At 71.9% G+C, this 21237-nt stretch carries 24 protein-coding genes; 12 read left to right on the forward strand and 12 right to left on the reverse strand.

The genetic code is table 11. The annotated features are described in order from the left end of the window. The first annotated feature begins 160 nt into the window (after window positions 1-160). Window positions 161-754, forward strand: a complete 594-nt coding sequence (locus ACTJI1_RS15715) for a YdeI/OmpD-associated family protein (RefSeq protein WP_440743396.1) — start codon at window positions 161-163, stop codon at window positions 752-754. A gap of 173 nt (window positions 755-927) precedes the next feature. Continuing rightward, window positions 928-1977, forward strand: a complete 1050-nt coding sequence (locus tag ACTJI1_RS15720; RefSeq protein ID WP_440743397.1) for a cupin domain-containing protein — start codon at window positions 928-930, stop codon at window positions 1975-1977. A gap of 93 nt (window positions 1978-2070) precedes the next feature. On the opposite strand, the gene ACTJI1_RS15725 is transcribed toward ACTJI1_RS15720, so the two are convergent. Both ACTJI1_RS15725 and ACTJI1_RS15730 read right to left on the reverse strand, forming a co-directional pair. Continuing rightward, window positions 2071-3546 carry an MFS transporter gene (locus ACTJI1_RS15725; RefSeq protein ID WP_440743398.1) on the reverse strand — a complete coding sequence of 492 codons (1476 nt, stop codon included), beginning with the start codon at window positions 3544-3546 and terminating at the stop codon, window positions 2071-2073. Window positions 3547-3609: 63 nt separating this feature from the next. Continuing rightward, entirely contained in the window at window positions 3610-4266 is a 657-nt protein-coding gene (locus ACTJI1_RS15730; protein WP_440743399.1) for a TetR family transcriptional regulator, read from the reverse strand. Between the two features lie 59 nt (window positions 4267-4325). Here ACTJI1_RS15730 and ACTJI1_RS15735 point away from each other — a divergent pair, with 59 nt between their 5' ends. The 3 genes from ACTJI1_RS15735 (at window position 4326) to ACTJI1_RS15745 (ending at window position 6394) form a co-directional block, all read left to right on the forward strand. After that, window positions 4326-5219: an SDR family NAD(P)-dependent oxidoreductase gene (locus tag ACTJI1_RS15735; protein ID WP_440743400.1), complete on the forward strand. Its 894-nt coding sequence runs from the start codon at window positions 4326-4328 to the stop codon at window positions 5217-5219. Between the two features lie 128 nt (window positions 5220-5347). After that, window positions 5348-5551: a hypothetical protein gene (locus ACTJI1_RS15740; RefSeq protein ID WP_310128116.1), complete on the forward strand. Its 204-nt coding sequence runs from the start codon at window positions 5348-5350 to the stop codon at window positions 5549-5551. A 75-nt stretch (window positions 5552-5626) separates the two neighbouring features. Beyond that, window positions 5627-6394: an EAL domain-containing protein gene (locus ACTJI1_RS15745; RefSeq protein ID WP_440743401.1), complete on the forward strand. Its 768-nt coding sequence runs from the start codon at window positions 5627-5629 to the stop codon at window positions 6392-6394. A 90-nt stretch (window positions 6395-6484) separates the two neighbouring features. Here ACTJI1_RS15745 and ACTJI1_RS15750 read toward each other — a convergent pair whose 3' ends face one another. Beyond that, window positions 6485-6742: a hypothetical protein gene (locus ACTJI1_RS15750; protein ID WP_310128119.1), complete on the reverse strand. Its 258-nt coding sequence runs from the start codon at window positions 6740-6742 to the stop codon at window positions 6485-6487. 124 nt (window positions 6743-6866) lie between these two features. On the opposite strand from ACTJI1_RS15750, the gene ACTJI1_RS15755 reads away from it, so the two are divergent. Continuing rightward, window positions 6867-7181 carry a DUF7882 family protein gene (locus ACTJI1_RS15755; RefSeq protein WP_310128120.1) on the forward strand — a complete coding sequence of 105 codons (315 nt, stop codon included), beginning with the start codon at window positions 6867-6869 and terminating at the stop codon, window positions 7179-7181. Between the two features lie 137 nt (window positions 7182-7318). Beyond that, the gene (locus tag ACTJI1_RS15760; protein ID WP_310128121.1) at window positions 7319-7585 is read left to right on the forward strand and encodes a hypothetical protein; all 267 of its coding nucleotides are present in this window, start codon (window positions 7319-7321) and stop codon (window positions 7583-7585) included. Window positions 7586-7699: 114 nt separating this feature from the next. On the opposite strand, the gene ACTJI1_RS15765 is transcribed toward ACTJI1_RS15760, so the two are convergent. Beyond that, complete coding sequence (locus ACTJI1_RS15765; RefSeq protein WP_440743402.1) at window positions 7700-10258, reverse strand: DUF4062 domain-containing protein; 2559 nt, start codon at window positions 10256-10258, stop codon at window positions 7700-7702. 126 nt (window positions 10259-10384) lie between these two features. Between ACTJI1_RS15765 and ACTJI1_RS15770 the strand changes: the two genes are divergently transcribed. Then, window positions 10385-10672 carry a hypothetical protein gene (locus tag ACTJI1_RS15770; protein WP_310128125.1) on the forward strand — a complete coding sequence of 96 codons (288 nt, stop codon included), beginning with the start codon at window positions 10385-10387 and terminating at the stop codon, window positions 10670-10672. 16 nt (window positions 10673-10688) lie between these two features. Here ACTJI1_RS15770 and ACTJI1_RS15775 read toward each other — a convergent pair whose 3' ends face one another. The 5 genes from ACTJI1_RS15775 to ACTJI1_RS15795 are packed head-to-tail and all read right to left on the reverse strand — an operon-like array spanning window position 10689 to window position 14471. After that, complete coding sequence (locus tag ACTJI1_RS15775) at window positions 10689-11336, reverse strand: NADPH-dependent F420 reductase (RefSeq protein WP_440743403.1); 648 nt, start codon at window positions 11334-11336, stop codon at window positions 10689-10691. Between the two features lie 54 nt (window positions 11337-11390). Continuing rightward, the gene (locus tag ACTJI1_RS15780) at window positions 11391-12572 is read right to left on the reverse strand and encodes an OmpA family protein (protein WP_440743404.1); all 1182 of its coding nucleotides are present in this window, start codon (window positions 12570-12572) and stop codon (window positions 11391-11393) included. Window positions 12573-12583: 11 nt separating this feature from the next. Continuing rightward, the gene (locus ACTJI1_RS15785; RefSeq protein ID WP_440743405.1) at window positions 12584-13492 is read right to left on the reverse strand and encodes a hypothetical protein; all 909 of its coding nucleotides are present in this window, start codon (window positions 13490-13492) and stop codon (window positions 12584-12586) included. Window positions 13493-13501: 9 nt separating this feature from the next. Then, a complete protein-coding gene (locus ACTJI1_RS15790; protein WP_440743406.1) occupies window positions 13502-13855 on the reverse strand; it encodes a hypothetical protein in 354 nt (117 codons plus the stop codon). Beyond that, complete coding sequence (locus ACTJI1_RS15795; protein ID WP_440743407.1) at window positions 13842-14471, reverse strand: hypothetical protein; 630 nt, start codon at window positions 14469-14471, stop codon at window positions 13842-13844. Before ACTJI1_RS15795 ends, ACTJI1_RS15790 begins: the two co-directional genes overlap by 14 nt. 97 nt (window positions 14472-14568) lie before the next feature. Between ACTJI1_RS15795 and ACTJI1_RS15800 the strand changes: the two genes are divergently transcribed. Beyond that, complete coding sequence (locus ACTJI1_RS15800; protein WP_440743408.1) at window positions 14569-15393, forward strand: ABC transporter ATP-binding protein; 825 nt, start codon at window positions 14569-14571, stop codon at window positions 15391-15393. 4 nt (window positions 15394-15397) lie between these two features. Then, on the forward strand, window positions 15398-16195 hold the full coding sequence (locus ACTJI1_RS15805) for an alpha/beta fold hydrolase (protein ID WP_440743409.1): 798 nt from the start codon (window positions 15398-15400) through the stop codon (window positions 16193-16195). A 22-nt stretch (window positions 16196-16217) separates the two neighbouring features. Here the strand turns inward: ACTJI1_RS15805 and ACTJI1_RS15810 are convergent, their stop codons facing one another. Continuing rightward, window positions 16218-17618, reverse strand: a complete 1401-nt coding sequence (locus ACTJI1_RS15810; protein WP_310128137.1) for a DUF2252 domain-containing protein — start codon at window positions 17616-17618, stop codon at window positions 16218-16220. Window positions 17619-17718: 100 nt separating this feature from the next. Here ACTJI1_RS15810 and ACTJI1_RS15815 point away from each other — a divergent pair, with 100 nt between their 5' ends. Next, window positions 17719-18057, forward strand: coding sequence for a hypothetical protein (locus ACTJI1_RS15815; RefSeq protein WP_310128139.1), 339 nt, complete (start codon window positions 17719-17721; stop codon window positions 18055-18057). Between the two features lie 120 nt (window positions 18058-18177). Next, window positions 18178-19266, forward strand: a complete 1089-nt coding sequence (locus tag ACTJI1_RS15820) for an ATP-binding protein (RefSeq protein WP_310128141.1) — start codon at window positions 18178-18180, stop codon at window positions 19264-19266. Between the two features lie 32 nt (window positions 19267-19298). Here ACTJI1_RS15820 and ACTJI1_RS15825 read toward each other — a convergent pair whose 3' ends face one another. Both ACTJI1_RS15825 and ACTJI1_RS15830 read right to left on the reverse strand, forming a co-directional pair. Continuing rightward, window positions 19299-20561: an AI-2E family transporter gene (locus tag ACTJI1_RS15825; RefSeq protein ID WP_310128143.1), complete on the reverse strand. Its 1263-nt coding sequence runs from the start codon at window positions 20559-20561 to the stop codon at window positions 19299-19301. An 85-nt stretch (window positions 20562-20646) separates the two neighbouring features. Then, a complete protein-coding gene (locus tag ACTJI1_RS15830) occupies window positions 20647-21135 on the reverse strand; it encodes an SHOCT domain-containing protein (protein ID WP_310128145.1) in 489 nt (162 codons plus the stop codon). Window positions 21136-21237 lie beyond the last annotated feature (102 nt).

Consider the following 21237-nt stretch of genomic DNA (forward strand, 5'->3'; position numbering starts at 1 on the left):
CCGTCCGTCGGAGATCCAGCCGCTTCCGGCGCGCATCTCCCGCCGCAGAGCCTTGCGTCGGAGATTCCGGACCCGTTCTCCGACGATCGTGCCGCCCCGCATCCCGCCCCCGCATCCCGCCCCCGCATCCACCGTCGGCGGTCGCCCCTACGATCGGGTCATGGCCGACGACACCCGTCCCGATCCCGAACCGCTGGTCGTCGCCGATCAGGGGGCCTGGCGTGCGTGGCTCGATGAGCACGAGTCGACGTCGGACGGCGTCTGGCTGATCCTCGCCAAGAAGGGGACGACCGACCCGACGAGCCTGAGCTACGACCAGGCGGTCGTGGAGGCCCTCTGCAGCGGATGGATCGACGGCCAGCGCCGGTCGCGGGACGAGGCGACGTTCGTGCAGCGGTACACCCCGAGGCGCAAGACGTCGCTCTGGTCGCAGCGCAACATCGGCCTGGTCGAGACGCTGATCGCCGAGGGGCGGATGCGGCCGGCCGGCCACGCCGAGATCGAGCGCGCCCAGGCCGACGGGCGGTGGGAGCGCGCCTACGCGGGCTCCGCCTCCGCCGAGACGCCCGAGGATCTGGCCGCAGCCCTCGCCGCATCCCCGGCGGCGGCAGCGACCTTCGAGCGCCTGAACGCCCAGAACCGGTACGCCGTGCTGCACCGCATCATCACCGCCCCGAGCGCCACCAGCCGCGGCAACCGTCTGGCGAAGCTGGTCGGGATGCTCGAGCGCGGCGAAACGCCCTACCCGCAGTAAGCCACCCGCAGTAAGCCACCCGCAGTGAGCCACCCGCAGTAGGCCGGTGAGGCAGCAGTCCCGCAGCACGGCAACAGTCCAGCATCCCCGCTCGAAGCCCCCAGGACAAGCGTTGATCGCGAACGCCGGGCGGCCCTAGCGTTGCGTGCGTCCGCGCTCACCGAAGGGAAGACATGACCTCCAGCTCGCCCCACGTCGCCTCACTGATCGATTCGCCGGACACCTTCCAGAACGATGGCGGGCGCATCTCGCAGCTCACCCGGGACGACTTCCCGATCCTGAAGAGGATGTCGCTGAAGCGCATCGTGCTGGAACCGGGAGCCGTGCGCGAGCCGCAGTGGAACGTGAACGCCAACCAGATCGCCTACGTCGTGCGCGGCACCGTCCTCGTCTCCATGCTGGCCACCGCGGACGAGTTCGCGAGCTTCGTCGTGCAGGCGGGGCAGATGTATCACGTCGCCTCCGGGGCGATCTACCACATCGAGAACGTCGGCGAGGAGACCGCCGAGGTCATCGCCTCGTTGCGCAGCGCGCGCCCGGCGCACTTCTCGCTGCAGAACAGCGTGAACGCGATGACGGATGCGGTGCTCGGCAACACCTACGACCTTCCGGCGTCCGCGTTCCGACCGTTCGACCGGCACGACGCCCAGCAGATCGTCCGGCGGGAGGGGCCGGCGCGCATCCCGGACACGGCCGGGCTGCCGAACGCGCACCTCTTCGATGTCGCCGGGCAGATCCCGCCGCTGTCCTACGCCTACGGGAGCGCCCGGCTGGCCCGCAAGCAGTTCTGGGCGGCGCTCGACGACCTCTCGATGTACTCGCTCGAGATCGGCGGCACCGGCATGCGTGAGCCGCACTGGCATCCCGTCACGGCGGAGCTCGGCTACGTGCAGAGCGGACACGCCCGGATGACGGTCCTCGATCCCGACGGCACCATCGACACGTACGAGCTCGAACCGGGGGATGCCTACTTCATCCCGCGCGCGTATCCGCACCATATCGAGTCCCTCGGCGAGGAGGGCATCCACTTCCTGATCTTCTTCGACCAGCCGACGCCCGGTGACATCGGCTACCGGGCGACCGCCTCGGCGTTCTCCCGCGAGGTGCTGTCGGCGTCCTTCGGGGTGCCGGAGGCGCAGTTGCCCGAGTTCCCCTTCACGCCCGTCGACCCGCTCATCGTCGGTCGTTCGAATCCGGTCGACCCGGTGGAGCAGGCGGACTAGCCGGACCGCCCGGACGCACATCCCGCCCGGACGCACATCCCGCCCGGACGCACATCCCGCCCGGACGCACGTCCCGCCCGCGCCGTCCGCCCGTCACACCCCGCGCTTGCCGGCCCTCCGCCGCTCGCGCAGGTCGACCAGCCCCACGACCAGCGCCACTGCGAGCAGCGCCAGCGTGACGAGGAACCCGGAGCGCACGGCGGCGTGGTACTCGGAGACGGGATGCGAGCCCCCGCCCGGCACCGTGGCGAAGAACACCGCCGTGACGAGCGCCACGCCGACCGCCGTCCCGATGCGCTGGCCCAGCTGGGCGATGGAGCCCGCGGCGCTTCCCTCCTCGGGCGGGATCTCGGAGAGCGTGAGCGTCTGGTTGGGCGAGATGACGAGTCCGCCCCCGAGGCCGCCGATGAGGGTCGAGCCGGCCATGAACCAGACGGCGGCCGACGGAGGGGCCAGCGTCGCGGACGCGAGCAGCGCGGCGATCCCCACGATGACCACGATCAGTCCCGTCACGACCAGGCCGCGGCCGAAGCGCTGCACCAGGCGGCCGCCCACGAAGGCGGAGAGCGCGGCCCCGAGGGCGAACGGGACGCTGACGAGGCCTGCGGTGAGCGGCTGCGCGTGCAGTCCCTCCTGCAGGAAGAGCGTGGTGACGAGGAAGCTCGCCGGGAGTCCGGCGAAGTACACCGCCGCGATCAGGATGCCGTTGCGGTACGACGCCGTCCGGAACAGCTCGAGGTGCACGATCGGCGAGAGTCCGCGGCGGCGGTAGGCCCGCTCCCAGAGCAGGAAGGCGCCGCCCGCGACGACGAACGCGATGAGCCAGAGCCAGCGCAGCGGGTCGTCCGTCGACGAGCCCGTCGTCATCAGGAACGGCAGCATCAGCCCCAGGATCGCCACGGCGAGGAGCGCGAGGCCGACCGGGTCGAGCTGCGTGCCCTCGCGGCTCCGCTCCTGGTCGCGCGGCAGGTACCGGAGTGCGAAGAACAGCGCCACGGCGCCGCACGGGACGTTGAACCAGAACAGCAGTCGCCATCCCTCGGTCGCTCCGCCGAGAGCGATCAGGGAGCCGGCGAGTGTCGGCCCGATCGCCGTCGCGATGCCGACCATCGCCCCGAACACGCCGAACGCGCGGCCGCGCTCCTCTCCTCGGTAGAGCTGCTGGATCATCCCGAGCACCTGCGGCATCTGCACGCCGGCCGCCGCGCCCTGCACGAAGCGCGTCACCGTCAGCCAGACGATGCCCGGCGCGAGCGCGCAGAGGGCGCTGGCCACGCTGAAGCCGATCAGCCCGATGACGAACATCGCCCGGCGTGACCGCGTATCGCCCAGCCGCCCCGAGGGGATGAGCGTGAGGCCGAAAGCGAGAGCGTAGCCGGCGACGATCAGCTGCAGCTGGGTCGAGTCGGCGTGCAGCGACCGCTGGATGGACGGCAGTGCGACGTTGACGCCGGAGAGATCGAGGATCGTGAGCGCCCCCACCGCGATGCACACCGCGAAGGCGGGGCCGCGTCCGGGGTGGGCGGCGGTGCTGGTGGTCGAGGTGGAGCCGGGGGAGAGGTCGGTCACGCCGACACCGTACGCCGCGAGGCGGGCGCTGCCAGCCCGCGACGGGGCCGCCTCACGACGCAGTCAGGCGCTCTCCAGCGCCCCGACCAGGTACGCGCTGAGGATGCGACGCAGCCGCGGCTCGAGGTCGATGAGCGCGTGCCCGAGCCGCGGGTCCGACCGGTACAGCGCGGCGACCTCGGGCGGCGGCGTCGAGATCTGCCAGAACGTGCCGGCGAGCGAGGTCGCCGCGGCCACGAGGTCTCGCGCTGCGGAATCCGGCAGCGCGGGGAGAGCGGAGCGCACCGCCTCCGCGATGCGGGCGAGGCTCTCGCCGCTGGTCAGCTTGAAGGCGCGCACTGCCTCGACCGAGACATTCCGCTCCAGGTTGAGCGGGGCCTGCGCCAGCAGGTCGCAGAACGGCCCGCGCTCGGCGAGCGTCGTCGAGAAGGCCGCTGCGACCTCCGCGGGGGTGGATGCGGCGGCAAGCCGTTCGATCAGCGCGGGCGTCCACTCGCCCCAGGCCTCGGCGGTCAGGCGCAGGAAGATCTCCTCGCGGGTCTCGAAGTAGCGCAGCATGGCCGACTTGTGCATCCCCACCGCGTCGGCGATCTCGGTCAGCGTGACCGTGCGGATGCCGCGCTCGGCCGCCAGCGCGCGTGCCGCGTCCAGGATGGCCTGCTCGCGGACCGCCTTCGCCTCGCGGCTGCGGGCGCGCTGGAACGTCTCGGACGAAGTCATGCGACCAGCATATCGCAACGCGGTTGCATTAGATAAAGAAACGGTGTTTCATTAACGGCATGGAACAGACACTCACGACCGACCGGGCACCACTGACGTGGTTCGTCACCGGATCCTCCCGCGGCTTCGGCCGCGCTCTCGTCGTCGCCGCGCTGCAGGCGGGCGACCGCGTCGCTGCGACTGCCCGGCGCCCCGAGCAGCTCGACGACCTCGTCGCCGAGTACGGCGACCGCATCCTCCCGCTCGCACTCGACGTGACGGACGCGGCGCGTGCCGCCGACGCGCTCGCCGAGGCGCACGAGCGATTCGGCCGCCTCGACGTCATCGTCAACAACGCCGGCTATGCCAACGTGTCGCCGATCGAGACGACCGACGACGCCGACTTCCGGCGCCAGTTCGAGACCAACTTCTGGGGCGTCTACAACGTCAGCAAGGCGGCGATCCCGATCCTGCGCGAGCAGGGCGGCGGGCTCGTGATCCAGTTCTCCTCGGTGGGTGGACGCGTCGGCGGCTCCCCGGGGATCGCGTCGTACCAGGCGGCGAAGTTCGCCATCGACGGCTTCAGCCGCGTGCTGCGCGCGGAGACGGCGCCCTTCGGCGTGCGCGTGCTGGTCGTCGAGCCGAGCGGGTTCCGCACCGACTGGGCGGGCTCGTCGATGGAGGTGCACGACGTCCCCGAGCAGTACCAGGAGACGGTGGGCGCGATGAACCGGCGGGTACGGCAGAGCGACGCCGGTCCGGCCGGCGATCCCGTGCGCGCGGCCGAGATCCTCGTCGGCATCGCCGGCCGGCGCGACCTGCCGACCAACCTCCCGCTCGGCGCCACGGCGGCGGAGTTCAGCATCGCCCAGGACCGCCGCCTCCTCGCCTCCGACCTCGCCTGGGCGCCGGTCAGCCGCTCCGCCGATGCGGACCAGCCCTACCCCGTCCCGTTCCCGCCCGAGGCCGAGTGACCGCAATCCCGCCCCGAGGCGGAGTGCGGGCAGGTGACGATCCGGTGAACACGGCGGGTGCTGCCTGCCGGGCGCGGCGGCCGACGGCTATGCTCCAGCCGTAGGTCAGGTCGACGAGGGGAACGGCCATGCAGGGACTGTCATCCGCCGGGGCGTTCGCCGCCGCGATCGCGCTCGCCGCGATCGTGCTGGTGATCGCGCCGGCAGGGAGCGCCATCCAACCCGCCGTCATGGCGGTGGACCTGGTGGTCGCCGGCGTCGCGGGGGCGGCGGCGGCGACCTTCCTGGGCATCGCGGGAGGGCTGCGGCACCGTCGCCGCCGGGCGCGCTAGCGGCAGGAGGGCCCCGAGCGCAAGGGGTCCCCCGAAAAGTTGACAACCCGCTCGTGCGTGTGGAGCATCGAGAAGATGACGTTGGTGGACGGGACCCTCGAGGACTTCGCCCGCGATTTCGAGATCGCGCTGGCGCAGCGCCAGGTCATCGCTGCCTACCAGCCGCAGATCGACGTCGCCGACGGCTCCATGGTCGGCGTCGAGGCGCTGGCCCGCTGGACGCATCCCGAGCACGGACCCGTCGCGCCCGACGTCTTCGTCGACGTCGCGCAGAAGACCGGGCTGCTGCCGCTGCTGACCGCGCGCATCATCTCCGATGTGACCGCCGAGTACATCCCGGGGTGCACGATCGAGGTGGCGGTCAACGTCTCGGCCACCCAGCTGGAGGACCCGTCCCTCTACGACATGTTCGAGGGCGCGTTCGCGACCGGCCGGTGCAACCCCACCACGCTGACGGTGGAGGTGACCGAGAGCCACAGCATCGCGCATCCGGAACGGGTGGCGGCGCCGCTCGAGGCGCTGGCGGCGGCCGGGGTGACCATCTCGGTCGACGACTTCGGGACCGGGCACTCCTCGTTCGCCCGGGTGGAGTCCCTCCACGCGCGCGAGCTCAAGCTCGACAAGAGCCTGGTGCAGTCCGAGGAGCGCGTCCACGAGGTCGCGCAGATCATCACGGAGGCCCACCTGCGGGGGATCCGCGTGGTCGGGGAGGGCGTCGAGACGCAGCTGCAGCTCGACCGGCTCGCCGCGGCCGGATGCGACCGCGCGCAGGGCTACCTCATCTCGAAGCCGCAGCCGGCTGACGTGCTGGTCGACTGGTACCGCAACCGCTCCGCTCGGTAACCGCGCCCGAAGCCGTGGGCCTGTGGACGGGCCGGGAGACACGAACGCGCACGTCCCGGGGGAACGTGCGCGTCCGCGAGGCTCAGCGGTTCAGAGCGCGTCGAACGAGTCGATGTCGACCCGCGGCTCCTCCTGGCGCGTGGCGGGCGGATCGACCTCGATCTGCGCCCAGGTGACCGGCATGCCCGGCGAGAACAGCACGTCGACGCCGGGGCCGCCGCGCAGAGGAGGGATGGTCACGTAGCCACCGCCCGCTCGCACCGCCTCCAGGATCTTTCCGCGGAGGTCGGTCACCGGATCGGGCAGGAAGTAGTCCTTTCCGTCGACCGTGAGGCGGTGAACGATCATGCGGTGTTTCCTTTCCGTTCGTGTGTCGTAGAACACTATCGCGCGGTCACGATACACCTGTATTCCTGACGTATAAGCTCGCAGGAGCATTCACGCGCCCTCTCTCGACACACGAAAGGCACCCGTGGGAACTCTCCGTTATGACGGCGAAAGCTACGAACTGGACGACCGTCTCCTGTTCCACATGCAGATCGCCATCAGCACCAAACTGCGGCGGGGTGAGAACTTCTTCCTCACCTGGCCGGTCCCGGCCGAGCTCGGCAGCGGACGGCACACGATCTGGGTGGACAACGGCGTCCCCCTGCACATCTTCTTCTCCGGGTCGAAGGTGCCGACGCTGAACAAGGACTGGATCGAGGCCATGATCCAGACCGGTGGCAGGGCCTCCGGAATGATCGTCATGGAGGAGTCGGAGACGCGTCCGCCCGGCCAGCGATGAGGCTGGGCCAGCGCTTATAGCGGATGGCCTCAGCGAAAACAAGGCCCCCCGAATTTCTTGCTTCACCGGACCGGTAGTTCGATCATCTAACTAGGTCAACGAATCGCACCGCGACGGAAGAGAAGTAAGGAAGAACCATGGCCGAGCAGCTCGCCGACATCATCGATCTCCCCACGGAGTACGTCTCCTGGCATTCGCCGGCCGCGGCGCTCTGGGTGGCCTCGACGCCGACCTCCTACGTCGGGATGGTGGACCGCAACCACGACGGTTTCGTCGCCACCGACTGCACCGGTCGCGAGCTCGGCGTTTACGGCTCGCTGGAGTCGGCACGCGTCGCCGTCTACGGCGCCTGGGTCGCCCCGGCCCCGGCCGACCAGACCGCGGACCAGGCGCTCATCGCCTGACCGACCACAGACCATCCCGGCCGGCGTTTCGGGTGCGCCCACCGGGATCTGGCGGAACCCCGGCACCGTTCTGGTGCCGGGGTTCCAACATTTAAGGGATGCGCTCGTCGCCCGTCAGTTGAGGCTGGGCTCGGCGAGCGCCTCCGCCACCGCCTGCTCGACGCCGAGCTCCCGGCCCTCGGCGACGGCCTCGGCCAGGCGCCCCGGCGGAGACGCCGCCGCGAGCCGGTCCAGGTAGCGCTGGTGGAACGTGAAGGTCGGGCCGTTGTGCGTTCCCGACCGCTCCCGCAGGGCGTGCGCCGCACCCGCCAGCCGCCCGGCGCGGTCGACGTCGCCCGCCAGGGCCGCGACCGCCGCCAGTCCCTCCAGGCCGTAGGCGATCCCTTCGATGTGCCCGAGGGAGGTGGACAGCGTCACGCTGAGCATGAAGTCCTTCCGCGCGTCCTCCGGGGCGCCGAGCAGGAGGTGCGCCCAGCCCAGGTGGTACGCGGCGATGCGGCCGCCGACGGCGTCGCCGCTGCGCTGGGTGAGCGCCAGGGATTCGTCGAAGCGGTCGAACGCCGTCCGCACCGACTGCTCGAGCAGGGCGACGCGGCCGAGCAGCACGAGCGCCATGGACTCGCCCCAGACGTCGGCGGTGTCGCGGAACAGCGCGAGGCTGCGCTCCATCACCTCCTGGGCACGGGCGGTGTCCGGTTTCTCGCCGGCCAGCAGGGCGAGGGCGAGGGAGATCATCGCCATGGCTTCGCCCGTGCGGTCGGCGCACTGGCGGAAGAGGTCCGCGCTCTCCTGCAGGTCGGCGGCCACCCGGCCGTCCGGGTCCTTCCAGAAGCGGATGGTGCGGGTGAAGTAGAGCGCGATGGCGCGGGTGCGGTCGTGCAGCGCGTCGCCCGACTCGAGCGGTTCGTCCATCCACGTCCGCACCTCGCCGAGCAGGCCGATGACCCAGAAGTAGAGGAACAGGTTGAAGGCGAGCTGTGCTGCGCGGTCCCAGTCGCGGGCATCCAGGAGGTAGCGCTCGGCCGCTCGCAGATTGTCGCGTTCGTCGCCGAGCCGCTGCAGCCACTCCCGCTGGCCGCCGGCCTTGAGCGGGAGGCGGGCCCGGGCGCCGAGGTCGATGAAGAACCGCGCGTGCGCGTCGCGCGCCGCCTGCAGCTCGCCCTCGGTCTGCAGCCGTTCCCGGGCGTACTCGCGGACGATCGCCTGCATGGTGAACCGCGGCCGGTCGTCGCTGTCGTGCTGCGACACCAGACTGGAGTCGACCAGCACCGCGAGGTCGCTCAGCACGTCGGGCCCGTCGCCGTCTTCGCCGACCGCCTCGGCGGCCTCGAGGGTGAAGCCGCCCTCGAACACGCCCAGCCGCGACAGCAGCCGGCGCTGCGTGGGGGCGAGCAGCTGGGTGCTCCATTCGATCGTGCGGCGGATGGTCTGTTGCCGCTCCGGCAGGTCGCGTGAGCCGCCGACGAGCACGGAGAGCCGCCGGTCGAGCCGGTCGAGGAGCTCGGCGGGGGAGAGCACGCGGACGCGCGCCGCGGCGAGCTCGATCGCGAGCGGCGCCCCGTCGAGGGCGGCGCAGACGCGCGCGACCGCCTCGGCGTTCTCGGGCGTGACCTCGAAGTCGGGCTTGACGGCGTGCGCGCGCTCCACGAAAAGGTTCACCGCGGAGTCCTCGGCGAGCGGGCCGACCTCGTAGCTCTGCTCGGCGCTCACCCGCAGCAGTGCACGGCTGGTGACGAGGAGCGCGAGGCCCGGGGCCGCCGCGAGCAGTCCCGTGAGCAGCGGCGCGGCGTCCAGCACCTGCTCGAAGTTGTCGAGCACCAGGAGGATGCGGCGGTCGCGCAGCGCGGTGACCAGGTTGTCCAGGATGGGCGCGTCGCCGGTGTCGCGCACGCCCAGCGCTTGGGCGATGCGGTTCGGCACGCGCTGCGGGTCGTGCACGGCCGACAGGTCGACGAAGACGGCGCCGTCCTCGAAGTCCTGCGCTGCGGCCCGGGCGGCCGCGATGGCCAGCCGGCTCTTCCCGATTCCGCCGGGTCCGGCGAGGGTGATGAACCGCGTCCCGGTCGAGAAGCGGTCGACGATCGCCCGGATGTCGTCGTCCCGGCCGACGAGCCCGGTCAGCGGCACCGGCAGGCGGACCGGCTCCACGACACGGTCGGCGTCGCTCGCCACGTCCGCCGTCACGACCGCCCGGCTCTGGTCGAACCGCTCGGCGAGCAGCGTGGCGAGGTCGTTCTCGATCAGCTGCGCGAGCTCCTTGGGGGTCTCGAAGTACTTGTAGGCGGCGCGATCGTCGTCGCGGATGCGGGCGAGCAGCTCGGAGAGCTTCGGTTCGCGTCCGTCGGCGGGCGTCTTGACGTAGAGCAGGCGCGGCAGCTCCGGCGGGCAGAGGTTGTACTCGTCCTCGAGACCGGAGACCTCCTCCTCGGGGGCGACCCAGCCGTAGCGCTCCCAGTAGAGGCCCACGAAGACGTCGCTCTGCTCGAGGTACGCCCGGTACAGCTCACGGGGCGGATGAGGGCGCGCGCCGAGCTCGAACATGACGGGAGCGAGGTGCAGCCGTTCGATGGCGGTCCGTGCGGCACGGCGCTCAGCGGCGAGCTCCTGCAGCGTGGACGACACGAAGATCCGGAGCCGCTGGTCTGGGGTCCGGATTACATGAGGGTGGCTCATGTAACGTCATTCTGTTGCGTCCGTATGAAAATGTACAGAGGGCACTCCATGGGCGTTGCCTAGCACGTTGAAAGTGCGGAGCGCAAGCCTCTACAGCCGCATCCTGATCCGGCGTTAGCTAGGCATGTGAAAGAAGTCGCCTGGTACGTCCTTGGATTCTCCGCCGCGGTGTGCACCCTGGCGTTCGGACTCCTGCTGGCGCCCGGAGCCGCGGATGCGACCCACGGGACGGGAGGGCTGCTCCAGCACCTCACCAGCACCCAGTGGGCCGACCTCGTCGTCGGGCTCGTCTTCGCGGCGATCGCGTTCGTGAGCGGCAGCTACCTCTCGTCGCGCGCGGCCTCCGAGGCCGTCGGCGCGATGCCGTCGGCCGCGCCGACGGTGGAGCTCGTCACCGCGAAGACCGCGGGCTGAGCCCCACCGCCCGCGATCACATGTCGCGGTAGCGCTTGGCCGCGGCGAGGGCCTCCTTCAGGCCCGCGGCGTCGTAGCGGCGCACGTAGGCCGGGGTGTCGCGCTGCGCGCGCCATCCCTCGGAGAGCGGTCCGATGTCCACCGCGTCGAACCCGAACTCGTCGATCAGGGCCGCGACGCGCTCGCGCGCTCCGGCGTCGTCGCCCGCGACGATCAGCGCGCGGCGGTCCGGCGTGCCGGCCGGAAGGTTCTGGCTCGTGAGCTCGCGGGCCCCGATGTGGTTGAACGCCTTCACCACGTGCGACTCCGGCAGCACCTTCTGCAGGCGCTCGGCGACGGTCGTCGACTCGTCGTCCAGCTCCGCGATGTGCCCGTCGCGCTGCGGGTAGTAGTTGTTGGTGTCGATCACGATCTTCGCGGCGAGCTCGGCGACGGGGAGCGTCGCCTCGGCGGCCAGGGGAGTCGTCACCACCACGATGTCGCCGGCGGACGCGGCCTCGGCCGGGGTCGCGGCGCGGGCGCGCTCGCCCAGTTCGTCGACGAGGCCCTGCAGGGTCTCGGGGCCGCGGGAGTTGCTGAGCACCACGTCGTAGCCGTGCGCGACCGCGAGGCGCGCGAGCTGGGAGCCGATGTGTCCTGATCCGATGAGTCCGATGGTCGTCATGTCCGACGGAACAGCGAGGCGGGGGTCACGATTCCCGGGACCGGCGATCGATCCTCAGCCGCACAGCCCGACGCCCGCGGACGTCAGGATGACGGTGCGGTTCTGCTCCGCGAGCGCGTCGGAGTACTTCCCGCTCGCGTCCGTCTCGCTCTTCCACCCGCACCACTGGAACCCGACCCCGGCCGTCTGCAGCAGCGACGCGGGCACCCCAAGTCCCACGAGTGCCGCCTTCACGGCATCCGCCCGGCGCAGCGACAGCGCGGTGTCCGCCGTATTGTCGGTGGCCTGGTCCTTGGATGCGGTGCCCGTCACGGTGACCGGCTTGCCGTTCTGCTCGATGGCCGGCACCAGCGTGGCGAGCACCTTCTGCGCGGCGGCCGGATCGGAGAAGTCGGCCGTGTCCTTCGTGAACAGCAGGTCGCTGTTGCGGATGACGACCGGATGCGACCAGTCGGTCTTCGTCGAGACGGCCTCCACGGCGACGGGGGTGACCGCGGGGAGACCCGCGGCGGCGCTTCCGGAGGCGGGTTCGGGCAGCAGCGACAGTGTGCCGCCCGCGGCCTTCACCACGGCCGACCAGATCGCCTCGAGGTTGCTCCGGGCGGGAACGGTGAGCGGCTGCTGCGCGCCCGCGACGTCGCCCATCCCGGACCAGTACACGGTGACGCCCTTCAGGTCCTTCGGGAGCAGGCCACGAGCCGTGAGATCGGCCACCACCTGCGCGGGGTCGGCGTAGAGCAGGCCGGTGCCGGCGAAGTTCAGCGGGTCGGTGGTCTGCAGTCCGCTGCCGATCACGACGACGCCCATCGGGTCGCTGCCGAGGTCGCGGGCCGCCTGGTCGATGGCCCCGAGGAAGTCGACCTCGGGCGCGGAGGCTTTCAGCCCGGCGATGTAGGAGCCGATCTGCGCGAGCTTGGTGCGCTGGTCGTTCTGGCAGACGATCGCATCCTGCGCGGAGGAGCCCAGCGCGGTCGTGCCCATCACCTGCGGGGTGCCGGACGGCACCACGACGGTGACGCTCCCGTTGGTCTTGCCCGCCTCCTCCAGCTGGGTGGATGCGGAGGCGGGGACGGCGACGGCCGGCGCGTTGGCCGTGCTGCCGGCGACGACGCCGAGGTTGCGCTTGTGGGACTGGTCGCAGGCCTCGCCGGACGCCGTCGCGGGCGTGCACGCGGTCAGGCCCGCGCAGACGGCGACGACGGCCGCGGCGGCCGCCAGGAGACGTGCGCGGGTCACCCGCGCCGCGGTCACTGGAGGCCTCCGGTCGCCGTCCCGGGACCGGCCGCCGGTGCTGCCGTCGCCCCGGGCGGCAGCGGCGTGGCGATGTCGGGCGCCTCGACGCTGCGGCGCGACCGCAGCTCGCGGATGATCTGGCTGGTGCTCTCCGGGTCGCGCTCGCGCTGCGCGAGGCGCGTGGCGAGCTGCGCCCGCACCACGTCCATCCGGGAGTGGAAGGTGACCCGCGCGCCGGTGTAGCGGATGGCGTCGTGGGCGTCGAGCTGCAGCGCCGAGCGGGTCCGCTCCTGCGCCGCGACGGCCTCGCCGAGCAGCCGGTCGCGGTGCAGGCGCAGGCGTGCGGCGTGTGCGTGCGCTTTCTCGGCCGCCGTGAGCAGCGGACGCGTGGTCAGCCAGGCGACGACGAAACTGACCGCGCCGGAGGTGACGAGCACGCCCAGCATAAGGAACGCCATGATCGTGTCCGGGGCGGTCCACGAGAAGCCGGCGGGCGCCGCGGTCTGCGAGCCGCCGACCAGCCCGGTCAGGCCGCCGGCGCTCTGCGCGTCGATGCCCGCCTTTATCCGGGCGATCGTGACCCCGGCGAGCACGGCGGCCCAGACCAGCCCCAGGACGACCGCGGTCGCGATCCACCGCCGCGACATGATCCCGGCCTGCACGCGGCGCAGCAGGATGGCCACGATGTGCGGCAGCGTGACCACGGCGAGCGAGATGCCGAGCGTGATGATGTACATCTGCAGCCCGATGGAGCCGTACTGGCTGTCGTTGCGCAGCAGCAGGGTGAGCGCCTGCGCGAGCAGGATGTAGTCCACCGCGATCATCGCGACGAGCAGCACGTAGACCATCGCGTGGGCGAACGGGGAAATGTGCCCGACGCGCGGGCGCAGACGGGGCGGGCGGGTGACGATGTCGCGAGCCATGGCGTCCTCTCAGGCGTAGGTGTGGAAGTCGGGGTCGTGGCCGGCGAGCTTGGCGTCCAGCCGGTCCACGTCGAGGTCTGCGCGGCGGATGTCGTCCTCGGCGCGCTCGAGCGCCCGGCGGATCAGCTCCTCCCGGGCCCGCGCTTCGGCCACCCGCGCCGAGGCGGCGGCGACATTGCGCGTGCGCTGGCGCTCCAGGTCGGCGACGCCCGCGCGCTCGAAGGCGGAGAGCTCGTGCTCGAACACCTCCAGCGTCTCGACGTCGACGGCATGGCGCATCCGCCGCAGCCGCCACAGCAGCCGGCGGCGGAGACCTCCGGTGGCGGGGACGCGGTAGTCCTTCAGTCGTTCACGCCGGGGCATCGGTCCTCCTGTGGTCGGCCTCGTGGGGTGCGATCGGGTGCAGGGCGTCGACGGCCGTGCTGCGCGACGTCAGCCAGCCGGCGCGGCGGAGGCCGGGCGGCTGGGGAGCGACCCGGCCGGCGGTGGCGCGGCGGAGCGCGCCCCAGTACACGGCGGCGCGCTCGTCGGAGCGGTCGAACATCCGCGCCGCCCGCAGCTGCGCCGCGGTGAACCGGGTGTTGATCAGCGCGCTGAGCTCGTCGGAACGTCGATGCGCCCGCCGGATGCGCCGCTCCAGCCGCCGCAGCTCCTCGAACGCCGGTCCCGGCCCGTCCGCGATGCGCAGGCGGTCCGCCTCGGACAGCCGGTCGAGGCGGTCCTCGTAGGCGTCGAGGTCGGCGCGCAGGGCGGCGGTCACCATGCGGTGCTCGGTCAGCTCCCGGCGCATGGCGCGGAAGAAGCGCTGCTCCTCGCGGCGGGCGAAGCCGTCTGCGCGCGCCTGCAGGGCCGCGATCGTGGGCGTCGTGCCCTCGGCCGCCGGCGCCGAGCCGTCGTGGACGGCGGCCGCGTCGCTCTGCGCCAGCCGCGCCATGCGGCGGCGGGCCAGCGGTCCGGGTCGAAGCGGCTGCGTGGTCATAGGGGGCGAGCGTAGGGAGCGGGCCTGTGCGTCGCCTAGGGGAACGGCGAAGGAAGACCGAACGTGACCCGATCGTGACCCCCGATAGGGTGGATCGGTGAGCTGGCAGTCCGACGACATCGTGCTCGAACTGAACGATGTCACCTTCCGCCGAGACGGCACGCACATCCTCGACGGCATCGACCTCACCGTGCGCGCCGGGGAGCACTGGGCGCTGCTCGGCCCGAACGGCGCGGGCAAGTCGACGGTCCTGGGCTTCTGCGGCGCCCTCTCCTTCCCGACCTCCGGCACGGTGGATGTGCTGGGCCACCGGCTCGGCAGGGTCGAGTTGCAGGAGCTCCGGCGGCACATCGGCCACGTCAACCCGCGGCACCCCGTGCGCTCGCCGCTGACCGTCACCGAGGTCGTGCTGACCGGCATCACCGGAACGCAGGAGCTGCCGATGCGCTGGGAGCCGGCCGACGACGAGCTGCGCCGAGCGCGCGACCTGCTGCACGCGGTCGGGCTCGACGAGCGCCGCGACTCCCGCTGGCCCACCCTGTCGCAGGGCGAGCGCGGACGGACGCTGATCGCCCGCGCGCTGATCTCCGACCCGCGGCTGCTGCTGCTCGACGAGCCGACGACCGGACTGGACGTGGCGGCGCGCGAGCAGCTGCTCGAGACGATCGACGGCCTGGCGCACTCGGCGCCGGCCCTGGCGTCCGTGCTGGTGACGCACCACCTGGAGGAGCTGCCGGAGTCGACCACGCACGCGCTGCTCATCGCGCACGGCCGGACGGTGGCGGTCGGCGGCATCGACGACGTGATCACGACCGAGACGGTGAGCCGCGCCTTCGAGCACCGCATCCGGGTCGAGAAGGCGGAGGGACGCTGGAGCGCACGCGCCGTGCGGGAGCGCCCGATCGTCGGAGCGCGGGACTGACCTCATGGAGGAGCAGGACATTCAGCAGGCCACGGCGGACGACGGGACGCCGATCGCCTTCGCGGAGCAGGGGGTCGGCGTCCCGGTCCTGCTGATCGCCGGGCAGGCGACCGGGATGCACGGCTGGGGTCCGTTCGCGGACGCCCTCGCCCGTGACTTCCGGGTGATCGTCTACGACCACCGCGGCATCGGCGAGAGCGGGCTCGGCGACCCCGCCGCCTATTCGACCCGCGCCTTCGCCGACGACGCGGTCGCGGTGCTCGACGCCGCCGGCGTCGCCGCTGCGCACGTCGTCGGCCACTCGATGGGCGGACGGGTGGCCCAGTGGCTGGCGGCCGACCACCCGGAGCGGGTCCGCCGGCTCGTGCTCATCGCCACGACCTCCGGCGACCGGTCCGCCGCGCGCCGCGACCCCGCCGCCGTCGCCGACCTGCTGAGCGGCGACCGCGAGCGGATGCTGCCGCTGTTCTTCGACGACGGCTGGGCGGCCGCGCATCCCGCCGACGTCGACCGCTTCTTCACGCGGGTCGCGACGCGCCCGGCGCTCCGCGGGCACTTCGCGGCCAGCCGCGACCACGACGGGTCGGCCGTGCTCGACCGCATCCGCGGCGACACGCTCGTCGTGCACGGACGCCACGACGCGCTCACCCCGGTGTCGCACGCGCACCTGCTGGCGGAGCGCATCCCGCACGCGACGCTGAGCGAGTTCGAGGCGCGCCACGGCCTCCACCTCGACACCCCGGAGGTGGAGGAGGCGGTGCGCGCCTTCCTGCTGCCGCCGGGACAGCGCCCCGCCGGCTGAAGCCCGCCGGCTGAAGGCCCGCTCAGGCGACCGCGAACACCCCGTCCCGCGCGGCCGCGACGAACTCCGCGTAGTCGGCCTCGGCCTGGTCCGCGTAGCGGCGTCCCCACTCGGCCAGTGCCCGCGGGAACGACGGGCCGGTCCCGAGGTACCCGGCGACGAACGCCGCCTTCGGCGAGCGTGCGTGCGCCCGGGCGAGGACGGCCCCGCACATCCGCGCGTAGTCGAAGAACTGCACCGCGTTCATCGACGGGATCTCGAACGACGCGTTCCTGTTGCGGAACTGGCGCATGTAGAACGCGAAACCCTCCACGCGCAGGAAGCCGAGGAACGGATCCGACACTGCCTGCAGGATGCGCTGGCACGACACCACGCGGTAGCCCTGCTCGTCCGGGAGCAGCGACAGGTCCAGGTACCCGGGCAGCGGGGCGACCCCGCCGAACCGCTCGACGACGGACGCCTCCGCCTCCTTCAGCTGCAGCAGCACGACCTCGCCGGTCGGCCCCTGCAGCGCGATGACGAAGCAGCGCGTGCCGACGCTGCCGACGCCGACCACCCGTCGCGCGACGTCGTCGAGGCGGAGCTGCGAGGTCAGGAGGGCGGTGTTCGGCGGCAGGGTCGCGCGGTAGCTCTCGTAGGCGCCCTGGGCCAGCGCCTGCACCTCGGGCTCGGCCCGCCGCAGGATCGGCGGCCGATCGATGAAGCGCAGCACACCGTTCTCGTCGGTCTCCAGCGTCTTGCGGGCGACGTGCTCGCTGGTCCGCTTGCGCGACTCCTTGGTGACCCGGTCGATGAGGCTCAGCATGTCGGCGCTGAGCAGCCGGCTCTCGCGGGCGGAGGTGACGGAGCTCGGGGTGAAGTACCGGGTGATCAGCGGGTTCTGCAGCGCCCGGGCCAGCCAGATCCGGTAGGCGGACGCGGTGGCCTGCGCGGCCTCCATCACGAAGTCGGCGGGAAGGGGGATCGCCCGCCCGGCGATGACGACGCTGGCGACGAGCCGCTTCACGTCCCACTCCCACGGTCCGACCGTCGATTCGTCGAAGTCGTTGATGTCGAAGACCATGGCGTTCTCGGGCGAGCGGTAGATGCCGAAGTTCGAGAGGTGCGCGTCCCCGCAGACGACGACCTCCGCGCCGGTCGACGGGGCCGAGCGCAGATCGGCGGCCTGGATCGCGGCGGTGCCGCGGTAGAACGCGAACGCGTCGGCGCTCATCCGCTCCACCCGGAGGTCGATGAGGTTCTGCAGCCGGTTCTCGTGCTGGGCGCGCAGGATGCCGATCGGGTCGCGTCCGGGAGGCGGGACGTACTCGGCGTGCGCCGAGCGGGGGAGCGTCGTGCGGGCCGCGCGGCCCGCCTCGAAGAGTTCCGCGGCAGAGAGGGGCGACTCCGCCCGCTCGCCCGTTTCCGCGATGTCCAGGGTCATACCGAACCTCTTCCACGGAGCCACCGCCGTGGGGACGCCGACGTCCCCGGGTGTGGACGCGCTCATCATAGGTCCGCGCGTGGCCGCTAGGGTATGCAGAATGCAGGGATGGATCGAGCACCGCCGCGAGGACGGCGAACGCGTCGGATGGCTGCGACCGGAGGGGGAGGGTTTCGTGCCCGTCGACCTGCTCGGGCGCGAGCTCGCCGGTCCGGTGGACTGGCTGACCGGCGAGGAACTGCTGGAGTCGACGGGCATCGGCTACCTGGCGGACCGCTACGAGCTGCTGCTCGACGACGGGCGCGCGCTGCGCGTCCGGCTGACCGAGGTCTCGACCGAGCGCATCGTCGTCAAGAAGGACGACTTCGGCGCGATCGACGCCCCGCAGCTGATCTACACGTTGCCGTTCCCGATCCCGGAGTCGCTCCGGCCGGTCTGACGGTCGGCACCGTACGCACGGTTCGCCGGGTCCACCGATCCGCGGACTGTCCGCGGTCGGTCGCGCGGCGCTACCATCGGCCGCATCCGCGCCGCCGGGCCGGTGCGAGAGGAGACCGCCATGATCCCGCTGACCGTCGGAACGCGAGCGGAGGCGCCGGATCGCCCGGCCGTGCTCGACGGATCCCGCTTCAACCGCCACACCTTCTGGTGCGGCCAGAGCGGATCCGGCAAGACCTACGCCCTCGGCGTGGTGCTCGAGCAGCTGCTCCTCGAGACGGAGCTGCCGTTGGCGGTGTTCGACCCCAACGCCGACTTCACCGAGCTCGCGCGCACGCGCGACGACGTCTCCCCGGCCGATGCGGCGCGGTGGGGCGAGCTCGACATCCGGGTCTTCCACTCCAGCACTCCCCGCGAACCGCAGCTCCGCATCCGCTACATCGACCTGAGCGTGCGGTCGAAGGCGTCGGTGGCGCGGCTCGACCCGATCGCCGACGAGGAGGAGTTCAACGCGCTCCTGCACCTCGACGTGGGCCCGAAGGAGTTCTCGCGCGACACGTTCCTGCAGACCCTCGCCGCATCCAGCGACCCGGCGCGGCGCCGGCTCGGCCTCCGGATCGACAACCTCGGCATCCTGGACTGGCCGCTGTGGGCCTTCGGCGGAGCGTCCGTCACGGCGGAGGTGGAGCAGCGGCCGCCCGTGGTCGTGCTCGACGTCGGCGGGTTCTCGCACCCGGCGGAACCGCAGGCGGCGGCCCTGGGCATCCTCGAGGACCTCTGGGAGCGGCGCATGGACCGCCGGCCGGTCCTCATCGTGATCGACGAGGCGCACAACTTCTGCCCGCCCGTCCCGCGGTCGAGCGTCGAGGCGCAGCTGACCGAGCAGCTCATCCAGATCGCGGCGGAGGGACGGAAGTTCGGCCTCTGGCTGTTTCTCAGCACGCAGCGGCCCACCAAGATCCACCCGAACGTGCTCTCCCAGTGCGACAACCTCGGGCTGATGCGGATGAACTCGCCGCGCGATCTGGCCGAGCTCGCGGACGTGTTCGGGTTCGTGCCGCGGCAGCTGCTGGAGCAGTCGCCGTCGTTCCGCAAGGGGGAGGCGCTGTTCGCCGGCTCGTTCACGGACGAGCCGCAGCTCGTCCGGATCGGGCGCCGGCTGACGGTCGAGGGCGGGAGCGACCTCTCGGTCGCCGCCCGCTCCGCCTGACCGCCTCGGCACCGCTCAGGCGGACCGGCCGCTCAGGCGCCGCTCGCGCCCTTGCCGTGCAGCTGCTGCCGTTCCGCCTTCCGCGCCACCGCGTCCTCCTTCATGAGCTCGCGGGTGTGGCGCAGGTCGCCGATGTACGGCCGCCACAAACGGGCCTGCGGGTCGGCGTCCACGAGGACGGCGCGTATCAGCAGGGTGATCGGGATGGCGAGGATCGCGCCGATCGGCCCGAGCACCACCGCCCAGAACAGCACGGCGAAGAAGGTGAGGGTCTGGCTGAGCGCCACCGCGTTGCCCACGACCTTGGGCTGGATGATGGACTGCACGACGGCGTTGACGACGCCGTAGATGACGATGATCGCGATCACCGTGCCCCAGCCGCCGGTGAGGAAGCCGAACACCAGCGGGGGGACGAGGGCGACGAAGTACCCGACGTTCGGGATGAAGCTGCACAGGAACGACAGGATCGCCCACAGCAGCGCCGCCGGGACGCCCAGCGCCCAGAGCGCCAGGCCGTTGAGGATGCCCTGCACGACGCCGAGCACCGTCGTCACCACCATGTAGCGGCGCACACCGTGCGCGAAGCTGCCCAGGGCGAAGACCAGGTTCGGCCGCGACGGCTCCAGCTGCTTCAGCAGCGTCGGCGTATAGGCGGCGTCGGCCGGCATCAGGATGAGCATGGTCAGCACGACCACCAGGAACGCGGTCAGGCTGAGCGCACTGCCCAGCAGCCCGGAGAAGAAGCCCAGGAACTGCGACGGGTTGAAGCTCGACTTGATCTGCTGCACCTGCTCGGCGCCGAGGCCGATGGTCTGCGCCCATTCGCCCAGCTTGTCCCCGAACTCCTGCAGCTGCGGCTTGTACTGCGGCAGCATGCCGACGAACTGCGCGAGGGCGACGATCAGCAGGCCGATGAACCCGGCGAGCAGGGCGAAGACGGTCAGTGCGACCGCACCCGTCGCGAGGCCGGAGGGCGTGCCGTGACGTTCGAGCCACACGCGCACCGGCTGGGCGCAGATGGTCAGCACGAGCGCGAGCAGCGTCGGCGCCAGGATGCCCTTGATCCCGCCCATGCCCCAGGCGATGACGACGGACGCGGCGATGATCAGCAGGATCTTCAGGGCACGTCCGATACCCGCTCCGGAGCCCTCATCGCTGTCCGGGCCCACGGGAGGCGCCTCCTCCACGCGGGTGCGACCGCGGCGGCGGAAGGGCCAGATCCCGCGTCGGGCGGGTGCCGCGGCGGGGAGCTCGGTCGCGGCGGGTGCGCCGGGGCCTGTCGATGCGTCGGTCATGATGCCTCCCGATCGGTGGTGGCCGCGGCGGCGCCGGACGGCCGGGCGGGGGGATCGGCGCCCTCCCGGCTGTCCGGCAGGCGGATCACACGGTGGGGGCGGCCGGGGGAGCGGTCGGCGGGACCGTCGGTGCGGCTGCGGCCGGTGCGGCCGTGGGTGCGGCGGGGCCGGTGGCGCCGCCGGTGTGCTGACCGGAGAGCGCCCGTGCCTTCAGGTGCGCGAACTCCTCCGGGGTGATGGCGCCGCTGTCGAGCAGTGCCTTGGCCTTCGAGATCTCATCGGCCGGGCTCGAGTGCGCGACCTGGCGGATGTAGTCGTCCGTGGCGGACTGCATCTGCCGGGCCTCCCGCTGGTTCCGCTCGGCCATCCCGGGCCCGCGCGCGATCAGGTAGACCAGCGCGGTGAGGAACGGCACGAAGATCAGGAAGATGATCCACACGGCCTTCCACCACCCGTTCAGCTTGTGGTCGCGGAACAGGTCGCTGATGATCGCGAACAGCGCGAACAGATACGCCACGAAGGCGAAGCTCCAGAAGAAGAGCCAGACGACGCTCCAGAAGTTGCTCCAGTCCATGATGGACTCCCCTCTCCACTCCAGCTCGCATGTCTGGACGTGCGGTGAGAGTAACCCGGCGTGCGTTCACGCGGCTAGTGGGTAATTCCGGAGCGCTCCGGG

Source organism: Leifsonia sp. 22587 (genome assembly GCF_052044215.1).
GTDB classification, from domain to species: Bacteria; Actinomycetota; Actinomycetes; order Actinomycetales; family Microbacteriaceae; genus Leifsonia; species Leifsonia shinshuensis_C.

Bases quoted from the DNA above. Each gene is read 5' to 3' on its own strand.
- ACTJI1_RS15715 (WP_440743396.1), top strand. From the start codon at position 161: ATGGCCGACGACACCCGTCCCGATCCCGAACCGCTGGTCGTCGCCGAT.
- ACTJI1_RS15720 (WP_440743397.1), top strand. From the start codon at position 928: ATGACCTCCAGCTCGCCCCACGTCGCCTCACTGATCGATTCGCCGGAC.
- ACTJI1_RS15730 (WP_440743399.1), bottom strand. From the start codon at position 4,266: ATGACTTCGTCCGAGACGTTCCAGCGCGCCCGCAGCCGCGAGGCGAAG.
- ACTJI1_RS15735 (WP_440743400.1), top strand. From the start codon at position 4,326: ATGGAACAGACACTCACGACCGACCGGGCACCACTGACGTGGTTCGTC.
- ACTJI1_RS15740 (WP_310128116.1), top strand. From the start codon at position 5,348: ATGCAGGGACTGTCATCCGCCGGGGCGTTCGCCGCCGCGATCGCGCTC.
- ACTJI1_RS15745 (WP_440743401.1), top strand. From the start codon at position 5,627: ATGACGTTGGTGGACGGGACCCTCGAGGACTTCGCCCGCGATTTCGAG.
- ACTJI1_RS15750 (WP_310128119.1), bottom strand. From the start codon at position 6,742: ATGATCGTTCACCGCCTCACGGTCGACGGAAAGGACTACTTCCTGCCC.
- ACTJI1_RS15760 (WP_310128121.1), top strand. From the start codon at position 7,319: ATGGCCGAGCAGCTCGCCGACATCATCGATCTCCCCACGGAGTACGTC.
- ACTJI1_RS15765 (WP_440743402.1), bottom strand. From the start codon at position 10,258: ATGAGCCACCCTCATGTAATCCGGACCCCAGACCAGCGGCTCCGGATC.
- ACTJI1_RS15775 (WP_440743403.1), bottom strand. From the start codon at position 11,336: ATGACGACCATCGGACTCATCGGATCAGGACACATCGGCTCCCAGCTC.
- ACTJI1_RS15785 (WP_440743405.1), bottom strand. From the start codon at position 13,492: ATGGCTCGCGACATCGTCACCCGCCCGCCCCGTCTGCGCCCGCGCGTC.
- ACTJI1_RS15790 (WP_440743406.1), bottom strand. From the start codon at position 13,855: ATGCCCCGGCGTGAACGACTGAAGGACTACCGCGTCCCCGCCACCGGA.
- ACTJI1_RS15795 (WP_440743407.1), bottom strand. From the start codon at position 14,471: ATGACCACGCAGCCGCTTCGACCCGGACCGCTGGCCCGCCGCCGCATG.
- ACTJI1_RS15805 (WP_440743409.1), top strand. From the start codon at position 15,398: ATGGAGGAGCAGGACATTCAGCAGGCCACGGCGGACGACGGGACGCCG.
- ACTJI1_RS15810 (WP_310128137.1), bottom strand. From the start codon at position 17,618: ATGACCCTGGACATCGCGGAAACGGGCGAGCGGGCGGAGTCGCCCCTC.
- ACTJI1_RS15815 (WP_310128139.1), top strand. From the start codon at position 17,719: ATGCAGGGATGGATCGAGCACCGCCGCGAGGACGGCGAACGCGTCGGA.
- ACTJI1_RS15820 (WP_310128141.1), top strand. From the start codon at position 18,178: ATGATCCCGCTGACCGTCGGAACGCGAGCGGAGGCGCCGGATCGCCCG.
- ACTJI1_RS15825 (WP_310128143.1), bottom strand. From the start codon at position 20,561: ATGACCGACGCATCGACAGGCCCCGGCGCACCCGCCGCGACCGAGCTC.
- ACTJI1_RS15830 (WP_310128145.1), bottom strand. From the start codon at position 21,135: ATGGACTGGAGCAACTTCTGGAGCGTCGTCTGGCTCTTCTTCTGGAGC.